Below are 19,015 nucleotides of genomic sequence, written 5' to 3' on the forward strand. Positions count from 1 at the left end.
TCATCCGAACGTCTGTCTTACTGTATCTCACACAGCTACCAGTATGTTAGCTATTGATTCTTAAGCATGTATTTATCTTGTCGATGCTTCAATCGAATTTTATTATCATCTTATTATTAGTATATGTATCCTGCATACCCGAAGTAAAGCCAAGAACCGCTGACCTAATTGGCCAACGGTCATTATTATGCACTTTGTGACACAGAAGCGTCAAATAATGTACGGAAAGTATCCCCTGAAAGTACTTCTTCCTTCATCAGAATAGCGAACGAATGTTCAAACACACTTCGTTGCTCATCTAACATTTTCTTCGTACGCAGCATTAGGGCGTCTAGTATGGCCGCATTTTCTTTCATCAGTTGTTCTTTCGTCACCATCTCACGGTCAATAATACCTAAGCTGGTAAGTCCAGCATCCATCATGTTACGAACCATAGAAAGCGATTGTTCGAAATCGTTGCGAGAACCGGTACTTCGTCCGCCGTAAATCATCTCTTCCGCAGCAGCCCCACCTAGGGCAATCATGATCTGATCTTCGATATAATCTTTCGTATATAAATAATGATCCTGCGGCGGATTATGACGCACATAACCTAACGCTTTGCCACGTGGGCTTACTGTCACTTGGGAAACAGAACCTGGCCGAACAAGCTCAGCAATAATAGCATGACCTAATTCATGATAAGCGACTCGTTCCTTCTCGTCATTCGCCGTTTCTTTATCTGTGCGTTCTCCCATCATCACCTTATCAATGGCAGAAGCCAGATGAGACTGTTCAATCGCTGGTTTATCTTCACGCATGGCATAGATCGCGGCTTCATTCAATACGCCTTCGAGCTGCGCACCGGAGAAACCAAAGGTTTGATCAGCCGTTTGATCCAGCGTAACGCCATCCCCTAAAGGTTTGTTTTTTGCATGGATATGCAGGATAGCCAAACGACCTTTTTTATCTGGCAGATCAACCTCGATATGGCGGTCAAAACGCCCTGGTCGCAACAATGCACTATCCAGCATTTCCTTACGGTTCGTCGCGGCAATAATAAGAATACGAGGCGCGTCATTCGTATGAATCCCATCCATCTCCGTCAACAATTGGTTTAATGTCTGGTCATACTCACGCTGCTGACCGCCATCCCGCTTACCACCGATCACGTCAATCTCATCTATGAAAATAATGGCGTTATCCCTGCCCTCTTTAAGTGCCCGAGCCCTAGCTTCTTTAAAAAGATCACGGACTCGGCTTGCTCCGACACCGACATACATCTCAACAAATTCACTACCTGAAGCAGCCATATAAACAGAATTCGTATAATGTGCAGCGGCTTTCGCCATCAACGTTTTCCCCGTACCAGGAGGCCCTGTCAACAGCAACCCCTTAAGGGGACGAATACCCAACTTCTTAATTTCCTCATGCTTAATCAAGAAATCGAGTGCTTCCATCAATTCTTTCTTAGCCCGATCTTGCCCGCCAATTTCATCAAATGTGAGAAAAGACGGCGTCCGATTCTTACTCTTACGATCTCCACCGCCAGCAGCAGCTCCGATACCGCCGCGGGTTTTCAACATATAGAATAAGGAAACACCTAGCACACTCACAAATAAGATTGGAATCACATTTATACCTTGGAAAACTAAGAAGACCAATAGAACAGGAATAAATCCAATGCCGATTTCTTTGTATATTTTACTCATTCGGCCACACTCCGATCTGGGAGACTCTTGGCAGCATGATAAATTTCGTCGCATTACCATCTGTTAATCGAATGTAAACATAGTGCTCATCCATTTCGCTGTCAACGTTCATCGTTGGCACACCATTTGCATATTTCTCTAACGTTGTAGGAATATCTGCATAATGTTTCGTTTCCATGGCTTGAGCTACCTCAAATAACGCTTTAGACCACCATTGATCCAGCTTGTCTGAGGATTGATTCTTAACGGTAATATTCATCGTTCGTTTCCCGATAATCGATCCACCTTCGTCTTTAATCAATCGTACAACTTCTCTTAAATTAGCTTCCGGCTTCAATGCCAATTCTATATCTACTTGATTGGAAGAAAGTTTCATCGTTGAATTCGTTACACCAGGTGCAGTATCAATTATATGTGATAATGGATTTTCCATCGCAAAGCTTGTATAGGCAAACCAGCCCCCAAACAGTACCCCTGCCGAAATAATGACGCTCATAATAACAGGTAAAACGCGCAGTTTCATCTTCATCGTTTGGCGTCCACCTTTCTGTAGTGAAGTATTTGTATGGCTCAAAAGCAATACGATAAGTATATCACCACATATATACGATATGCCTTATGTAAACAGTGGAAATAGACAGAAGTCATCTATTCAGAGCCTTTCACATAAAAAAACTCAACCTTTTTAATGAAGGCTGAGCCGATACGTATCCAGATAAGTACCATCTTTGAATTTATAATAATCGTAGAAATACCGCGTACCTCTATCGTCTTTCGACTTATAAAATACTTCCCAAACATAGTCATTTCCTAATTTGCCAGGTATGACTCGCTCAATCTCACTGCTTGGCGCCTTTTTCAATACAGCTGCGCGGACTTGCTCTTCCGGGAAGGCTTCGTCCGTCATTTCGGAATGAACATTTTCGGCGGATACCCAAGTAATTAGACTTTGTCCTAGCTTGTTCTCCCCATATACAATCTGAAGAGGTTCATCTCCGTAGAAAAAATCTACCTTGGATGCTTTCGTCATCATACTTCCATTAAAAGCTTTCTCAACAGCTACACGTTTCTCTTCCCAATGCTCGTTCTGCACATTCAGATAGAATCGACTAAGCACAACACCTAGTGTTGCCACGATGAAAACGCCAAGTGTGATCGATCGCTTCGCATTCATAATCGCCGCGCACCTCCCCAAAACCACATACTCGCCTGCCCATTAGCCTTTGAGGCGATCGAAGCATATTTCAAATTCGCGTTTAATTTTCTCTTCATCTAACGTTAGGCATTCACCTTTACGGACAATCCACGTGCCATCCACGCAGACATCCACAACATCTTTCGCACAAGCAGAGTACACAATGTGGGAAACAAAGTCCGTTTTCGGAAGGAAATGAGGTTGATCGATGTCTAGCGCAATAAAATCGGCTTTCATGCCAATTTCGAGTAAACCAACATCCTCTAACCAAATGGATTCTGCTCCCATTCGAGTTCCAAGCAACAAGGCTTCCTTCGCAGGGATTGCTAATGGATCACCCGTTACACCTTTATGAATAAGAGCTGCCAATCGCATTTCCTCGAACATGTCCAAATTGTTGTTGGATGCCGCACCATCGGTTCCTAATGAAACTTTAACACCTGAACGCAACAACTCAGGCAGACGGGCAACACCACTCGCAAGCTTGAGATTACTGCCAGGATTGTGGGAGACACGTACATCATATTGTTTGAGGATTGCTATCTCTTCATCATTCAAGTGGACACCATGCGCAACGAGTGTTGGGCGTGAGAATACGCCTAGCTTCTCCAAGTGAGCCACGGGTCTAACTCCATACTGTTCTACATTACCTTCGACTTCACGTCGTGTTTCGGACATGTGAGTATGAATAGGAAGATTGAGATCATGTGCCGCTTGCACGATACGCTCGATGTAATCTGGCGGACATGTGTATGGAGCGTGCGGTGACATCATCGTAGTAATGCGTCCGTCAGCCTTACCATGCCAGTTCTTAGCAAATTCAGTGGCTTCATTCAGCTTAGCTGTTTGTACATCAGGCGGACATAGTCCGATCACACCGCGAGTCAAAACTCCGCGCATACCCGACTCCTCTACCGCCAAGGCAACTTCATTCATATGGTCGTACATATCGACAAAAGTCGTTGTCCCGCCTTTGATCATTTCAAGGATCGACAACCGCGTTCCCCATTTAACATCCTGCGAGGTGAATTTCCCCTCCATCGGCCACATTTTTTCCTCTAACCATACTTGCAGCGCAAGATCATCGCCATAACCGCGAAGCAAGGACATCGCGGCATGTCCATGCGTATTAACAAGTCCAGGCATATACAATTTATTCGTTCCGTCAATCACTTCGTCATAGCTTTCTAAGGGCTCAGGCACTTCTGTTCCGATGTATGTAATTTGACTGCCTTCAATAACCATGCAGCCTTTAATCGATGTTTTGTCTTCCTTATTAGCAATAAAAATACCATTTGAAATTAATGTTTTTTTCATAGTAAAAAACCCTCTCTATGCTCATTCTATAAACAGCCCTTGCTCCATAAACTTTACATCTTCAAGCTTGTAAAATCAAGGAAGCTCTGCACATATTATATGATGTTAAGAAATTGTAAATTGTCACGGAATTTTCGTTGCTTTAAGCCTAACGAGTATGCTATTTTAAACATTGTGAGTTTTTTCTACAATTTGGTCAATTTCGATACGCAAATTCGTTCAAAAACTTGTACATATAGTAAAATTTAGGAGGATTCTATGACAACGTTATTCACCAGAAAGAACGAAGTCGATTTCTTGCAACTTCTCATTCGTGCGGCAGAGAACGCTTTGCAAACAGCTCAATTGTTCCGTACGGCTATGATGGGCGATAAGCCCCCAATTGAGTATGTCAAAGCGATTCATGATCTTGAGCATGCAGGAGACTCCATCACACACGACATTTTCAGAGGTTTGAACAAAGTATTTATCACGCCGATTGATCGGGAAGATATTATGGTTCTTGCTTCCAAAGTGGATGATGTCACAGACGGAATCGAGGCAACAATTGCTCGTTTCGACTATTTGAGTGTTTCTCATACGGATGCATACATGCAAGATTTCTCAGGAGTGATTGTCGATTCCTGTCAACATATGTTAGACGCTTTTAAGCTTTTGGCTAAGAAAAAGTATATGCAAATTCCGGAGCACACCGTGGCTATTAATAAATTAGAGAATGATGGAGATCGTTTGATGCGCGAAGGCATTCGACAAATTTTCATCACGCGCAAAGACCCGTACGAAGATTTCAAACTCAAGGAAATTTACGAGCGTTTGGAAGAAACAACCGATGCTTGTGAAGATGTTGCTAACATTCTAGACAGCGTAGTACTTCGTTACTCTTAAGACAGGATGTCTGTGCGTACGAAGAAAGTTTTCCGAATGGAAAACGCTAGGAGGAAATCATGTTAACTTATTTGATTATCATCGTTGCACTAGCCCTGCTATTCGACTTCATCAACGGATTTCACGATACAGCTAATGCGATTGCAACTTCGATTTCTACACGAGCATTAAGCCCTCGAGTCGCGATATTTATGGCGGCTTCACTTAATTTCGTTGGTGCCATGGTATCTTCTGAGGTTGCCAAAACGGTAGGCGGAAGTATTGCCAATCCGGCGAAGATCGAAAATGGGGTTGAAATCGTTATAGCTGCCTTACTTGCAGCTATCATCTGGAACTTGCTTACATGGTACTTGTCCATTCCGTCTTCCTCCTCCCATACATTGCTTGGTGCCTTAGCTGGTGCTGTAATTGCTGGAGCAGGCTTTGGTGGTGTTAACTGGAGTGGTTTCACACAAATTATCATCATTCTTATTCTATCGCCAATTATCGCTTTCGCTCTAGGTTATCTCATCATGGTTTTGATCAAATATATTGTAATTTGGACAGGTAATACCTCTAGATCCAAACTCAATCGTGGGTTTCGTACGCTGCAAATTATTTCTGCCGGATTACTCTCCTATTCCCATGGTGGTAACGATGCACAAAAAGCGATGGGGATTATCGTCTTTGGTCTCGTGGCTGCTGGCGTACAAGATGATTTGAACGTACCGATTTGGGTTAAGATTGCTGCCGCGCTTGCGATGGGCCTTGGAACATCCATTGGCGGATGGCGCATTATCAAAACTGTCTCCGGTAAAATTGTTAAAATCGAGCCGATTAATGGTTTTGCCTCAGACTTAACGTCATCGATTGTCATTCAAATCTCAACTTTCATCGGTAAACCATTATCTACAACTCATGTCATTTCTTCCGCGATTATCGGGACAGGCAGTGTCATGCGTTTCCATGATGTACAATGGGGTACTGTAGGCCGCATGTTGATTACTTGGGTAATTACGATTCCAATCTCGATGATTCTTGCTTACACGCTGTACTTTGCGATATTCCGACTAATCATGTAATGGAAAATAACAAAAAGGCACGACCCGCTGAAGCTGCGCGGGTCGTGCCTTTTTGATTGCTAATCCAGGTAATAGGCCAAGCTTTGGAGCTCTGTCGTGAAATCTGCATAATGTACACGCACATCGGCTGGCACCTTGATGATGACTGGCGCGAAGTTCAAGATCGCTTCGATGCCACAAGCAACGAATTCATTCGCGACATTCTGTGCTTCGGCCGCGGGAACGGTAATAATACCGATCCGCACACCGAGCTCAGACATGACCGTTTTCATTTTATCCATAGGAAGCACAACTAAGTTATTAATCACTTCGCCAGACTTAGAAGGCATGGCATCGAATACAGCCACGATTTTCATATCATTACGTAAGTACGTATTATAATTGCAAAGTGCTCGTCCTAAGTTACCTGCCCCAACGAGCGCAACTTGAATATGTCGATCTAATTTAAGAATCTGGCGAATCTTCTCAATCAAATAATTGATATCATAGCCAATTCCTTTTTTGCCAAACTCACCAAAATAGGCTAAGTCCTTCCGGATTTGAGCAGGATTCAGATCTAACTTTTGACCTAAATCCTGAGAGGAAACCGTGGAAACATTATTCATTTGCAACTCGTTCAGATAGCGTAAGTAAATGGGTAATCTGCGGACAACAGCTTCCGAAATTTTTTGTGTTTTCACGTATTAAGCCCCTCCCATCCATTCCTCGATCCTCGGCAGCATTTGTTCGCAGGTCATGTGTTCAATCTTCGGACCAGGCAACGAGTAGAGGAAGTGCTTGCCATAATACGTTTCAATAACACGTGTATCATAGATAATGACGATCCCTTTGTCAGACGCTCTCCGAACTAATCGACCGAATCCTTGTTTAAATCGAATAACTGCCTGAGGTACAGAAAACTTCATAAATGGATTCTCATTGCGCTTCTTAATATTCTCGCACTTCGCTTCGACAAGCGGGTGATTCGGAGGTTGGAACGGGAGTCGAATAATGGCGAGACAACTTAGCGCGTCTCCTGGAATATCTACACCCTCCCAGAACGAACTGGTGCCCAGTAACACGCACATTTTGTTATCTTGGAACATGCGGGTCAGTTTACTGCGATTGCCGCTGTCTACACCCTGTCCAAGCACTGTGATCCCATGAGGGCTTAGCTTTTCTTTCATCCCAGCATGAACAAGTTTCAACATCCGATTCGAGGTACATAGAACCAGCATTCTTCCCTTCGTCACCAGAGCCACATCACTCAGAGAATTGATCAATGCTTCAATGAAAACAGGATCTCCCGCTCCCTTAATCGTAGGGAAATTCCTCGGAATGACGACCAGTGCCTGCTCCCGATAGTTAAACGGAGATGGCAACTGTACTGTTTTCAACTTACCTGACTCTTCGTCCTCTGGAATAGATAATCCTAATTGCTCAGCTGAGTATTGAAACGACTTATTCACTGATAGCGTAGCCGACGTCAGAATAATACTGTCTTTCGTTTCAAAGAAATGTTGTTGCAGCAACCCGCTGACATCCGTGGGCACGGAATTCAACTGAACCGATTTCGCTTTGGCATACGTACCGGCTTCAACCCAATACACGTACCCTTCATCTGCCATTTTCATAAAGAAGTGAAGCGCATCCCGATGGGCATACAGTTCTTTCACAGTCCCATTCAGATCGGTGACTAGCCCTTGCACGCCAAGTCCATCCTGCTGCTCTTTTAACTCATTCAACAATTTATCTAATGTTCGTAATAATTCGTTGGCATTCAGATAAATGTTATCCTCCATAATCAACATCTCGCGCCAATTCGATGGCAGTGTCTCCGGCTTCAATCGCAGAACATATTGCGAAGTTTCGGATTGGGAAGGATCGCTTTTGGAGGAAACCAATTCATACAGCGCTTCACTTAAACGTTCCCAGTCCTCTTTGATTGAAATAATTTTCGGAAACAGACCATCAATCGTTTGGCTCCATGCCGCTGCGCGCTCCCCAGCCTCATCCGATTTCTGCAATCGGAAACGAAGCATCGGAAGTTGCCCACTTCGATTATCTTTATATAGCCATAATAAGGAATGGTAAAAAGCTGAAGCATGCAGCTCAATCCCAAGGTGTTTACTTGCCACTTCTTCGAAGTGATGTGCCTCATCAATCACAAGGTGCTTGTAAGACGGTAGAAGACGGTTCTCTGCCTTCATATCTGTAAAGAGGAGGGAATGGTTCGTAATGATTACATCAGCCGTATTGGCGTCATTACGAGCTCTGTGATAGAAGCACTTCTTATACCAAGGACACATCCGATTTAAACAGGAATCCGTATCACTTGCAACCGAGTACCAGAACTGGGCTCCTTTATTGCCAAAATGGATTTCTTCCTCATCCCCGTGCTCGGTTTCACTTAGCCATACAACCATTTGCGCGGCCGTTATGGGATCTTCCCTGCCATTCTCATAGTCTCTAGTTGTGAGCTTTGTTTCAAATTTGCGAAGGCACAGATAGTGGCTTCGTCCTTTGAGCACAGCTGCTTTGAACGGGACAGGAAATATTTCTTTCAACAAAGGAATATCCCGCTCACGCAATTGCTCCTGCAAATTAATCGTATGCGTCGAAACGACGACCTTCTTCTCGTATTTCAAACCGTAATAAATAGCAGGAATCAAGTATCCTAAAGATTTGCCTGTACCGGTTCCCGCTTCGATCATCAGATGCTGATCAGCCTCTAGTGACCGCTCCACTTCCAGAATCATTTGATCCTGTGATTCACGATCTTCGTATACTTCAAATCGTTGTTGAAGTGCAGACTTCAATCCTTGCTGAAATGCTTGAAAGGAAGCGCCCAACGCTTCTGTTACCTGATATTCTGAGCGCAATTCATCTTCCTCGCCCCAATCCGTCACATTCAATGTAAATTGACGGAAGTAGCGATTCGTATCCATATCGACACTCGTTACTGATTCTTTATATAAGCATATTTCGTCCAAAAACCAGCCCAAATCCGTGTTACCGTTTTCGAAAATTTGATTTAAACGTTGTACTGTTAAGAGAGGCAATCCCAGTAACCGATCCAAGCAGTGGATCCAAATCAATGCCGTAACTTCTGCGTCACTATCGGCTTGATGCGGTCTTTCATGGTCAATACCAAACAACGCCGCCACCATGCTTAGTTGTAAACTAGATATGGACGGAAACAGAATACGGAGCATATCCATGGTATCAAGAACACGTCCCGAGAAAGGGGGATACCCCGTTCTCGTTAGCCCACGCTGCAAGAAAGACAAATCAAAGGCGGCTTGATGCGCCACAAGTACACAATCAAACAAGCGCGGAAACATGTCCGACATCACCTGATCGAGCGACGGTGCATCCGCCACCATCTCATTGGTAATCCCTGTTAGCGTTGTAATCGAAGAAGGTATACTAATCCCTGGGTTCACCAGAGAAGTATACCTGTCTGTAATTTCAAATTGATCTATGATGACGAGTCCAACCTGTATGATTTCGTCCCCAGGCTGACTTCCTGTCGTTTCAAAATCCAAAACTGCAAATTTCATAACGTCTATCTTCAATCCCTTCGTCCTACACTTCTCCTAGCATACCAAACTCCATTAGGAAAAGGGAATACCTTGTTTTACCGTTTCGGTTTAGGACTCATCGAGATTGATTAGTGGCTCCATGAAAGAGGGATCGGTATGATACGCCTTTTGAAAATATTCGAAAGCCTTCTCTAGGTTCTGATTTTGCACTTGAATACAGCCCATAGCGTTATAAGAAATAGCTTTCATCTTTGAATTTTCCGTCAGTGGCAGCAGGAATTTGAAGTGCTGATACGCATCGCCAAACTCTCCTTTTCGCAAATGCCCCATTGCTAAGTACACTCGTGCTAGTAAGAAATCTGGCTGCCGCTGTATCAGGACCTCGAATTCTTTGATCGCTTGATCATACATGAACAGCTTATAATACCCTTGCCCGCGCATGAATTCTTCTGTTTGTTTGCCCGACATGTCGAGCTCCAGCAGTTCATCATGTAAGGTTTGAGTAGGGCTGATCGGCGCCGCCCCATAAAACTTTCCCAGTTTCTCCTCAAAAAGCAGCCACGCCTCGATGAATTCATCACTCATCGTCTTTAATACTTGCAATTGTTCGTCTAGTTCGGCCTTTTTCTCCACATCGCTGTTCGGATATTCTTTTTGAATTTCTTCCAAAACCTCATTCATTGTGGAAAATAAATGCTTAAACATTTGGCATCCCCACCTTTGCTTCGAAAGCTTACCCTCATTCTTTGTAAACAGGGACGTTTTCATGCATGGGAGGGGAAGTCAGCCACGTTTAGAGAACTGTTGAATGTTCTTCTTCCTTCAGCAATTGGGCAACTGTATTGTTTGGTCCCATAATGGCAATGGTTGGATGATGCTTTTTCGCCTCTTCATCGCTCATCATGGCATAAGAAACAATAATAACCGTATCCCCTGTTTGAACGAGTCTAGCTGCCGCACCATTCAAGCAAATCACGCCTGTGCCGCGTGGCCCTGGAATAATGTATGTCTCCAAACGTGCACCGTTGTTGTTATTCACGATTTGCACTTTCTCATTGGGCAGCATATCCACAAGATCAATCAAGTCCTCATCGATCGTGATACTCCCGATATAATTTAAATTGGCCTCTGTAACAGTGGCGCGGTGAATCTTCGCTTTCATCATTGTGCGGAACATAAGACGTCACTTCCTGACTTGTAGAATAAGATTATCAATTAAGCGGGTTTTTCCAAACTTCACAGCCAGCGCAACAATAAGAGTAGTAATAGAATGGCTATGTTCAAAAGGCTCTAAAGTAGGGTAAGACAACACTTCAACATAATCAATTACGGCTAGTGGCGCCGTTTGGATATGCTTGCTAACAAGTCTCTGCAGCTCTTCTGATGTGAAGGAACCTGAGACGTTATTGTCGATGAAGGTCTTCGCTTGCTGTAACGACTGTGACAAAACCAGCGCCTGCTGACGCTCTTCTACTGACAAATACACATTACGTGAGCTCATCGCCAAACCATCCTTCTCACGCAAGGTCGGGCAAGGTACGATCTCAACGGGTAGGTTTAGATCTTGAACCATCTGCTCAATCACAGCCACTTGTTGGGCATCCTTCAAACCAAAGAATGCTTGGTCCGGCTGAACCATATGGAATAACTTGCTAACAACCGTAGCGACACCATCAAAATGGCCGGGTCTTGAAGCTCCACAGAGTCTTGTCGTCACTTCCGACACACTTACGGTCGTGCGCGTTGGCGTTGGGTACATTTCGTCTACAGATGGCATAAATACGATATCCACACCTGCCGCTTCAGCTACCGCCAAGTCCTGTTCCTCATTGCGTGGATATCGTTCAAAATCTTCTCCTGGACCAAACTGCAAGGGATTCACAAAAATGCTTAACACGACTAATCCACTTTGTGAACGAGCCTTTTGGAGAAGACTCGCATGTCCATCGTGCAGAAAGCCCATCGTCGGAACAAATCCAACCGTCTGATCATTATTTCGTCGATAGGTTTTAATCCGAGCTCGTAATTCGGCAATTGTCTGAACCACTTCCATCGTATGGATCGCTGCCATGACCAATCACTCCTTATCGCCGTATAGATATTGAACAACATCGTTGTCCATATGAAATGTATTTTCTTGCGCTGGGAACGTCCGCGCTTTCACTTCTTTCACATATTCGCCAATCCCTGCACGGATAGTTTCCCCGATATTGGCATAGGCTTTAACAAACTTTCTGGGAGCACTGTCAGAACCATACTGCAGCAAATCATGATATACAAGCACTTGCCCATCACAATGCACACCAGAGCCTATGCCAATTGTGGGGATAGAAAGTTGCTTCGTTACCCATGCTGCCAATTCATCCGTCACGAGTTCCAATACGATTGCGAACGCACCTGCTTCTTCAATGGCCTTGGCATCACTGAGCAGCTTCTCTGCTTGCTCTGAGTTGCGCCCTTGTACACGGAAACCTCCGAGTTGGTGAACCGACTGCGGTGTTAATCCCAAGTGACCAACGACAGGAACGCCCGCCTCCGTAATCGCTTTGACGGTCGATGCGATCTCTGCCCCACCTTCTAATTTAACCGCCTTAGCGCCGCCTTCACGCATCAACCGTCCAACACCTTGTAAAGTTGCATCCAAGCTGCCATGGTACGTTAAAAAAGGCATATCAGCGACCACAAACGTGTTCGCGGCACCACGTACTGCCGCACGTGTATGATAAACCATATCATCCAGTGTCACTGGCAGCGTAGAATCGTAGCCTAGCACGACATTCCCTAGTGAATCTCCGACTAGAATGACATCAATACCAGCTTCCTCCGACAAACGTGCTGAGGGATAATCATAGGCCGTAACCATCGTAATCGGTACGCCGTCTTCCTTCATTTTTCTCATCTTTGCTGTCGTTAGCGCTTTACGTTGTTCCACAGGTATCCCAGCTTCCTCATATAAAATAAAAAACCTTTTAGCTAAGAGCTAAAAGGAGCGCATGCAGAAAGAATCAATGATCCCTCTGTCTCGGTCCTGTAAGGCTCAGAGCAGAATCCAACATCTTGTTTCAGTTATTTCATGTTAGTGCAAGATCGTTGCATAGACAAGTACAAGGTCGTTGCAAGAACAAGTACAAGGTCAACTTACAAGTGCAGTTCCTATAAGGATACCGCCTTATGGTTCTATTATACCAAAGCTTGCTTCTGGCGGATACCCTATAACTCCCACTACTTTAATTCAATGTCTCCGGAATAAATTTTTACCCTTTCACCATCTGAGGTTATCACGGTTAAAGCACCCGTATCATCCAACGAATCTGCGATACCTTCAATGAAGCCTGACTGTGTTGATGTCCGAATCGGTCTCTTCAAGGTGACGCTCAACGCCTCCCACAGCAACCGAATTGGGGCAAAACCCTTCTCCAAATATAACGCGTACATTTCCTCGAATTCCAACAAAAAGGCTTGTACCAAACCTTCGCGCGAAACCTCGCCGCCAGACTCAATTGCTAAAGAAGTTGCCTTTGCGCGCAGCTCCTCGGGGTAGTCTTCTTCTAGCAAATTAACGCTGATGCCAATTCCTGCAATCACATACTTAAGGCGCTCATCCTCGCCACTGCTTTCCAGCAAAATACCACTAACCTTCTTCCCATGAATCAGAAGATCATTTGGCCATTTGATGCCAATATCAACTTGGCACACTTTTTGAATAGCACGACATAGCGCAACCGCACTAAGCAGCGTTAACTGTGGCATGAAGTACACCGGAATTCGTGGTGTCAGAATAAGACTCAACCAGATCCCCTTGCCCGAAGGAGAATGCCAGCTGCGCCCCATTCTGCCTCTGCCTGCTGTCTGTCTCTCCGCAAGTACAATCGTTCCCTCAGGTGCTCCTGAGGCAACCAGTCGATGTGCAATCGTTTGTGTAGAGTCGACTTCATCATAAATATGTACTTTTTGACCGAGTACCTTCGTTTTCATCCCGCTCATTAATTTGCTGAGCTGCCACTTCGCTGGTCTGCTTATGAGACGATACCCCTTACGTGGAGCTGCTTCAAAAGCATATCCCTCCGCACGAAGCTCCTCAATGTGCTTCCAAATTGCCGTTCGACTCACACCGATCCGCCGACTAATTTCCGCTCCCGATACGTAGGTTTCCGGAGCTTCCTCAAAAAGCTCTAAAATTCGTTCATTCATACGATTTCACTCGCAATCTTATAATTTAATCTATAGCAGCGCAGGGTGCGCTTGATTTCTAACTCAATTTTGCAGCTGCTTCAGCGAGGAAGCTATTCCTGACTGAACTATCTAGACTGACTAGCTTTCAGATACTTATAACTCAATTTCCAAGAATCTATAAAGGTCCAGTTATTTCTGACTCGAGATACTAGCTACACAGCGTGTAAGAAAATTCTCACTCGATATACTCTAGCTACTTCAATGTGCAAGATGCCTCTAGCTCGATATACTAGCTACTTCAGCGTGCAAGAAACCTCTTACTCGACATACTAGCTACTTCAATGTCAAGATGCCTCAAACTCGATATACTTGCTGCTTCAGCATACAAGTTACCTCTAACTATAACCAAACTAACTAGCTGCTTCAGAAACACATGCCTAACTTCCTCACGTTCACCATACTTTTCAATTAACTGAATTTTCTGTAGGTATTTTGAGTGAAAAAGCATTAAAATCGAAAATAACTGGATTTTCTGTAGGTATTTTGGTTATTTCTTACCTTTTCCTCAATAATTCCACTATTTAACTGGAGGTTTTCCAGTTAAATGCAATTATAATGGAAAAACCATGAAAATAACTGTAGTTTTAACAGTTATTCGGTTTCAAGAATGACTTCATGGCCATCCTAGCCGCCATTCAAAAGAAAAACCGCACAGCGCTGCTACTTCGCAGCCTGCGCGGCGTCAATCAGAGCCTCGCGCTCATTCGGGATTTCCCCGAGAGCCGCTCGCTCGAGCAGATCCTGCAGCAGCCTGCCCATCCATGGGCCTGGCTGCCGATCAAGAGCCACCGCCACATCCTGGCCGGATATGGCGAGTTCCTTCAGGCTGAAGCAGGGGACCTCCTTCAGCCATGCCTCCCCGCGCCGCAGCAGCGCCGGCGCGGTCTCTTCCAAGAAGCGCGCCAAGCGGCCGCGCTTCCCCTCTACCTGCGGCAGCTCGCGCAGCAGCCGCAATAACGCGCGGGCTGCGGCTTCGCCGCGGCGCACTGCGCCAAGCTTCCAGACCCGCTCCAGCGGAGCCGGGTCTTCCACCGCCACCTGCGCGGCAATCGCCTCGCGCAGGGCAAGCACCTCCGCGACCGCTGTACCATCGGCGCGGGAGAAGGTCAAGTCCTGGAGCGCCGCGCGGACTACGTCCGATGGCACCTCCAGAAGCATGAGCAGCATAGCCCAGCGGTCATGCTGCTCCTCCAGCGCGCTGACAACGTCCAGCGCGTCGTCCCAGGCGAGCCAGGCCTCATAAGGCAGCGGCAGCTGCTTTTTGAGGTTGGCCAGCAGACCGCTCGCCAGTAATAACCGCACAGCCCGCGCAGGGGCGGGGCCTTCTACCATGCGCTGCAGCTCGCTGCGCACCCGCTCCATCGCGATATGGCGCAGCAGTGGCGCATTCGCCAGCAGAGCCTGCCAAGTACTCGCCTCAATCTCCAAATCGTACGTCGAGGCGAACCGAATACAGCGAAGCATGCGTAACGCATCTTCCCCAAAACGTTCCTCAGCAATACCTACGCAGCGGAGCAGTCCAGCGGCCAGGTCAGCTTGTCCACCATAAGGATCCTGCAGAACACCAGCTACATTCATAGCCATCGCGTTCATTGTGAAATCCCTTCGCTTTAAATCTTCAGTTAAATCCGAAATATAAGCAACAGAGGCAGGACGACGAAAGCCCTCGTACGCTGCCTCCTTACGGAAAGTCGTTACCTCATACATACCCTGAGGCATCAATACCGTCACAGTGCCATGCTGAAGACCCGTTGGTACAGTTCGATGGAAAATCTCCATCACTTGTTCAGGCAAAGCAGAAGTAGCGATATCAATATCCTTGATCGACCGACCAAGGACAGCATCTCGAACACAGCCGCCAACCAGATAGGCCTCATACCCTGCTTCCGCTAACCTACCCAATACCTCCGCAGCACCTGGATCTTTTATACCCTTGCTTGCATCCAACTTCATTCTCCTATCCAGTTAGCACCCTTATTGACACGAAGATGCTGCAATGCGATGTGATTCCGGGAGTTCCCGTCCTAACACCCGATAGTAAATCTCCTCATATTGAACGGTGGTAATATCGTTACAGAACGTATACCGCGCACGATTCAAACAATTCTGTGCCATTTGTTCATACATCACTTGATTTTTCAACAGATTAATTGCATAACTAGCCATTTGGTTCGTATCGCCGACTTCAGCTAGGAAACCTGTTTCACCATGTGTGATTAACTCAGGAATCCCCCCTGCATTGGAACCTATCGTTGGCACGCCACAAGCCATAGCTTCTAGTGCAACAAGTCCGAAACTTTCTTTTTCCGAAGGAAGCAACATGACATCAGCAAGTGAAATCACTTGTGCGACATCATCCTGTTTGCCACAGAACGTCACTTTATCGGATAGTCCCATTTCCTTCACTTTGGAAATCATTTTCGAAAGATCCGGACCTTCCCCAACAAATAAAAGTCGGGACGGCACTTCTTTGCTCACCTTTGCGAAAATATCCACAACATCCTGCACGCGTTTCACCGGTCGGAAATTGGAAATATGGATAAGGATTTTCTCATCTGGTCGTGCGAATTCGCCTCTTAGCTTCGATATATCTCGCGGGTAATACACCCGTTTATCTACAAAGTTATAAGTCAAATCAATATCACGCTCAATGGCTAGCAATTCCCGTGTTTCTTTAATGAGATCCTTAGAAACTGCTGTAACCGCATCACTTTCATTAATGGCATATTGGATTAGGTCTGAAATTGACTGATCCTGCCCCAATACCGTGATATCTGTGCCGTGAAGCGTCGTGACGACCTTGAGATTCGATCCTACCATCTGCTTAGCAAGCAGGGCACAAACAGCATGCGGAATCGCATAATGCACATGGAGCAGATCAAGCTCTTCCATTTTGGCAACCTGGGCTAACTTACTAGCGAGCGATAGATCATACGGTGGATAGCGGAAGACGTAATATTGGCTAACTTCCACTTCATGATAATAAATATTTTTATGAAATTTACCTAAGCGAAATGGCATGCTATGTGTAATAAAGTGGACCTCGTGTCCCTTTTCAGCTAGCAGTTTTCCAAGCTCTGTCGCGACTACACCTGATCCTCCAAGTGTCGGGTAACACGTAATACCAATTTTTAATTTGTCTTTCATCTCTCACACCTCTTTCCGATCAATCAAAATGTTCTATCACCAAAGGGAGTTTGGAAACGAACCCTTCCGCGTACGTTAGTTGACGCTTCTGACCCATGACGCGATCACGAGCTTCTACACGTTCGACATAACCTTGATTGAGTGGCGTCGCAACGGTGCCCGCACCCGTTACAAATTGTGACTGGTACGCACGCAGTGCTGCCATTTTAATATCATACGTATTTGTTACATCTACTATCACATCAGGTTCATACACGTCATTTATGAAATAAAAAAATAGTTGCTCCACATTCACCGCTTCTGTGTCAGGCAAATATTTGCGCAGCTTCGCGTTAAAAACAGCTTCTTGTACCAGTGTCGAACAGGCAATATGATCCGGGTGACGATCTTGCCAATACGGTGCGAACACAATTCGCGGTCGAAATTTCCTGATTTCCTGTGTAATCCGTTCGATATGATCTGCCGTGACCAATAATCCTCGATCCGGCAATCCCAGATTCGTACGGGCTGCCACACCAAGAATTTTGGCTGCTTCGGCTGCTTCTTCTAGTCTAGTTTCTACTGTCCCATTCGAGGACATTTCTGCATAAGTTAGTTCACACAGCCCTACGCGAAGTCCGAGCTGTGTATGTTTGGCAATGGTTGCCCCCATACCAATCTCAGCGTCGTCTGCATGGGCACCAAATATAAGAATATCTAATTGTTCACTCATCTTATTCAATTCCTGGCTTATATTTATGTACGAGTTCTCTCCAAGCAAAATCCCCACGATCCAAAGCTCTTACAAGCAACTCTGCAGTCGCAATGTTCGTAGCGCATGGAATCCCTTGCACATCACATAATCGAAGCAAAGCGATAATATCTGGCTCGTGTGGTTGAGCCATCAAAGGGTCACGCAAGAAGATGATCAAATCCATCTCATTTTTGGCAACCAATGCCCCGATTTGCTGATCTCCCCCAAGTGGACCTGACATAAAACGATGAATATCCAACTTCGTATTCCCCATAATTCGTGTACCGGTCGTGCCAGTTGCATATAGTTTGTGCCCTTCGAAAACATGCTCATAAGCTGTTACGAAATTCACCATTTCATCTTTCTTTCGATCATGGGCAATAAGTGCGATGCTTAACATCTAACTTCCACTCTCCTAGGGATCTCTAATCTATAAAATGCTCAAAACCATAAATCATGCCTGTATAGGTCATAACTTTACGTACCGCTATCGCCACTCCCGGCATATAAGCTGCACGATCATATGAGTCATGTCTAATCTTAAGCGCTTGACCTTGTTCAGCCATAATCACTTCCTGTTGCGCAAATACACCTGGCAGACGTACGCTATGTATTCTGAATCCATTGTAATACCCGCCGCGGGAACCTTCAATTGTTTCTTCTTCTTTCGGGTTACCTTGCTTAATTTCTTCACGTACTTCCGAGATGAGCTCGGCAGTTTTCACGGCTGTTCCTGAAGGTGCATCTAACTTTTGATCTCCATGGTACTCGATAATTTCCAAGTGCGGAAAATATTTAGACGCTTGGGCAGCGAATCTCATCATAAGAATAGCACCAATAGAGAAATTAGGTGCAATTAATCCACCAATATTATGATCTCGGCATAGCTTGTCCAAATCTGCAATAGCTTGAGGGGTGAAACCCGTCGTTCCCATCACGGGACGAATCCCTAAGCGAATTGCAAGATTGGTATGTGAAACCGCTGTTTGCGGTCCGGTGAAGTCAACTAAAACGTCTGGCTTGGATTCGGTTAGAACTTGCTCAATATCGTTCCCCATTAGGATCCCGCAATCATCCAAACCAACCATTCTTCCAAGATCAATGGGGCCGGAGGTACGACTTACTCCTCCAACTAACTCCATATCTGGCTCTCGCAGAACAGTCTTGACGACCTCCCGCCCCATTCTTCCACTTGCTCCGATAACTGCTACTCGTATTCTACGCTCCAT

General features: G+C 45.4%; 18 protein-coding genes. 2 read left to right on the forward strand and 16 right to left on the reverse strand.

Features of this window, described 5'->3' with window-relative positions; genetic code table 11:
• Positions 1–185: 185 nt before the first annotated feature.
• The 4 genes from A8708_RS30880 to A8708_RS30895 form a co-directional block, all read right to left on the reverse strand.
• Positions 186–1,691, reverse strand: coding sequence for an AAA family ATPase (locus A8708_RS30880; protein WP_068670256.1), 1,506 nt, complete (start codon positions 1,689–1,691; stop codon positions 186–188).
• Positions 1,684–2,220: a hypothetical protein gene (locus tag A8708_RS30885; RefSeq protein ID WP_239696910.1), complete on the reverse strand. Its 537-nt coding sequence runs from the start codon at positions 2,218–2,220 to the stop codon at positions 1,684–1,686. The genes A8708_RS30880 and A8708_RS30885 overlap by 8 nt, the downstream gene beginning before the upstream one ends.
• A 156-nt stretch (positions 2,221–2,376) precedes the next feature.
• Complete coding sequence (locus A8708_RS30890; protein WP_068670258.1) at positions 2,377–2,865, reverse strand: cell wall elongation regulator TseB-like domain-containing protein; 489 nt, start codon at positions 2,863–2,865, stop codon at positions 2,377–2,379.
• A 42-nt stretch (positions 2,866–2,907) separates the two neighbouring features.
• Positions 2,908–4,203, reverse strand: coding sequence for an amidohydrolase (locus A8708_RS30895; protein ID WP_068670260.1), 1,296 nt, complete (start codon positions 4,201–4,203; stop codon positions 2,908–2,910).
• A gap of 258 nt (positions 4,204–4,461) precedes the next feature.
• On the opposite strand from A8708_RS30895, the gene A8708_RS30900 reads away from it, so the two are divergent.
• Complete coding sequence (locus A8708_RS30900) at positions 4,462–5,088, forward strand: DUF47 domain-containing protein (RefSeq protein WP_068670262.1); 627 nt, start codon at positions 4,462–4,464, stop codon at positions 5,086–5,088.
• A gap of 59 nt (positions 5,089–5,147) precedes the next feature.
• Positions 5,148–6,149 carry an inorganic phosphate transporter gene (locus tag A8708_RS30905; protein WP_068670264.1) on the forward strand — a complete coding sequence of 334 codons (1,002 nt, stop codon included), beginning with the start codon at positions 5,148–5,150 and terminating at the stop codon, positions 6,147–6,149.
• Between the two features lie 59 nt (positions 6,150–6,208).
• Here the strand turns inward: A8708_RS30905 and A8708_RS30910 are convergent, their stop codons facing one another.
• The 12 genes from A8708_RS30910 to dapB form a co-directional block, all read right to left on the reverse strand.
• Complete coding sequence (locus A8708_RS30910) at positions 6,209–6,829, reverse strand: redox-sensing transcriptional repressor Rex (RefSeq protein ID WP_068670266.1); 621 nt, start codon at positions 6,827–6,829, stop codon at positions 6,209–6,211.
• 3 nt (positions 6,830–6,832) lie between these two features.
• Positions 6,833–9,691 carry an ATP-dependent DNA helicase DinG gene (gene dinG / locus A8708_RS30915; RefSeq protein WP_068670268.1) on the reverse strand — a complete coding sequence of 953 codons (2,859 nt, stop codon included), beginning with the start codon at positions 9,689–9,691 and terminating at the stop codon, positions 6,833–6,835.
• 90 nt (positions 9,692–9,781) lie between these two features.
• On the reverse strand, positions 9,782–10,378 hold the full coding sequence (locus tag A8708_RS30920; RefSeq protein WP_068670270.1) for a tetratricopeptide repeat protein: 597 nt from the start codon (positions 10,376–10,378) through the stop codon (positions 9,782–9,784).
• An 88-nt stretch (positions 10,379–10,466) separates the two neighbouring features.
• Complete coding sequence (gene panD / locus A8708_RS30925; RefSeq protein WP_068670272.1) at positions 10,467–10,850, reverse strand: aspartate 1-decarboxylase; 384 nt, start codon at positions 10,848–10,850, stop codon at positions 10,467–10,469.
• 6 nt (positions 10,851–10,856) lie between these two features.
• Positions 10,857–11,726 carry a pantoate--beta-alanine ligase gene (gene panC / locus A8708_RS30930; RefSeq protein ID WP_068670452.1) on the reverse strand — a complete coding sequence of 290 codons (870 nt, stop codon included), beginning with the start codon at positions 11,724–11,726 and terminating at the stop codon, positions 10,857–10,859.
• 24 nt (positions 11,727–11,750) lie between these two features.
• Positions 11,751–12,605 (reverse strand): 3-methyl-2-oxobutanoate hydroxymethyltransferase, encoded by an 855-nt coding sequence (gene panB / locus A8708_RS30935; RefSeq protein ID WP_082927922.1) that lies wholly within the window; start codon positions 12,603–12,605, stop codon positions 11,751–11,753.
• 290 nt (positions 12,606–12,895) lie between these two features.
• On the reverse strand, positions 12,896–13,864 hold the full coding sequence (locus A8708_RS30940) for a biotin--[acetyl-CoA-carboxylase] ligase (protein ID WP_068670274.1): 969 nt from the start codon (positions 13,862–13,864) through the stop codon (positions 12,896–12,898).
• A 702-nt stretch (positions 13,865–14,566) separates the two neighbouring features.
• Positions 14,567–15,859, reverse strand: a complete 1,293-nt coding sequence (locus A8708_RS30945; protein WP_068670276.1) for a CCA tRNA nucleotidyltransferase — start codon at positions 15,857–15,859, stop codon at positions 14,567–14,569.
• 21 nt (positions 15,860–15,880) lie between these two features.
• Positions 15,881–17,053, reverse strand: coding sequence for an N-acetyl-alpha-D-glucosaminyl L-malate synthase BshA (bshA, locus tag A8708_RS30950; RefSeq protein ID WP_068670283.1), 1,173 nt, complete (start codon positions 17,051–17,053; stop codon positions 15,881–15,883).
• A gap of 19 nt (positions 17,054–17,072) precedes the next feature.
• Entirely contained in the window at positions 17,073–17,765 is a 693-nt protein-coding gene (gene bshB1, locus A8708_RS30955; protein WP_068670284.1) for a bacillithiol biosynthesis deacetylase BshB1, read from the reverse strand.
• Between the two features lies 1 nt (position 17,766).
• Positions 17,767–18,186, reverse strand: coding sequence for a methylglyoxal synthase (locus tag A8708_RS30960; RefSeq protein WP_068670286.1), 420 nt, complete (start codon positions 18,184–18,186; stop codon positions 17,767–17,769).
• 25 nt (positions 18,187–18,211) lie between these two features.
• Positions 18,212–19,015, reverse strand: coding sequence for a 4-hydroxy-tetrahydrodipicolinate reductase (gene dapB, locus A8708_RS30965; protein WP_068670288.1), 804 nt, complete (start codon positions 19,013–19,015; stop codon positions 18,212–18,214).

It is taken from the genome of Paenibacillus oryzisoli, assembly GCF_001653565.1.
GTDB lineage: Bacteria > Bacillota > Bacilli > Paenibacillales > NBRC-103111 > Paenibacillus_E > Paenibacillus_E oryzisoli.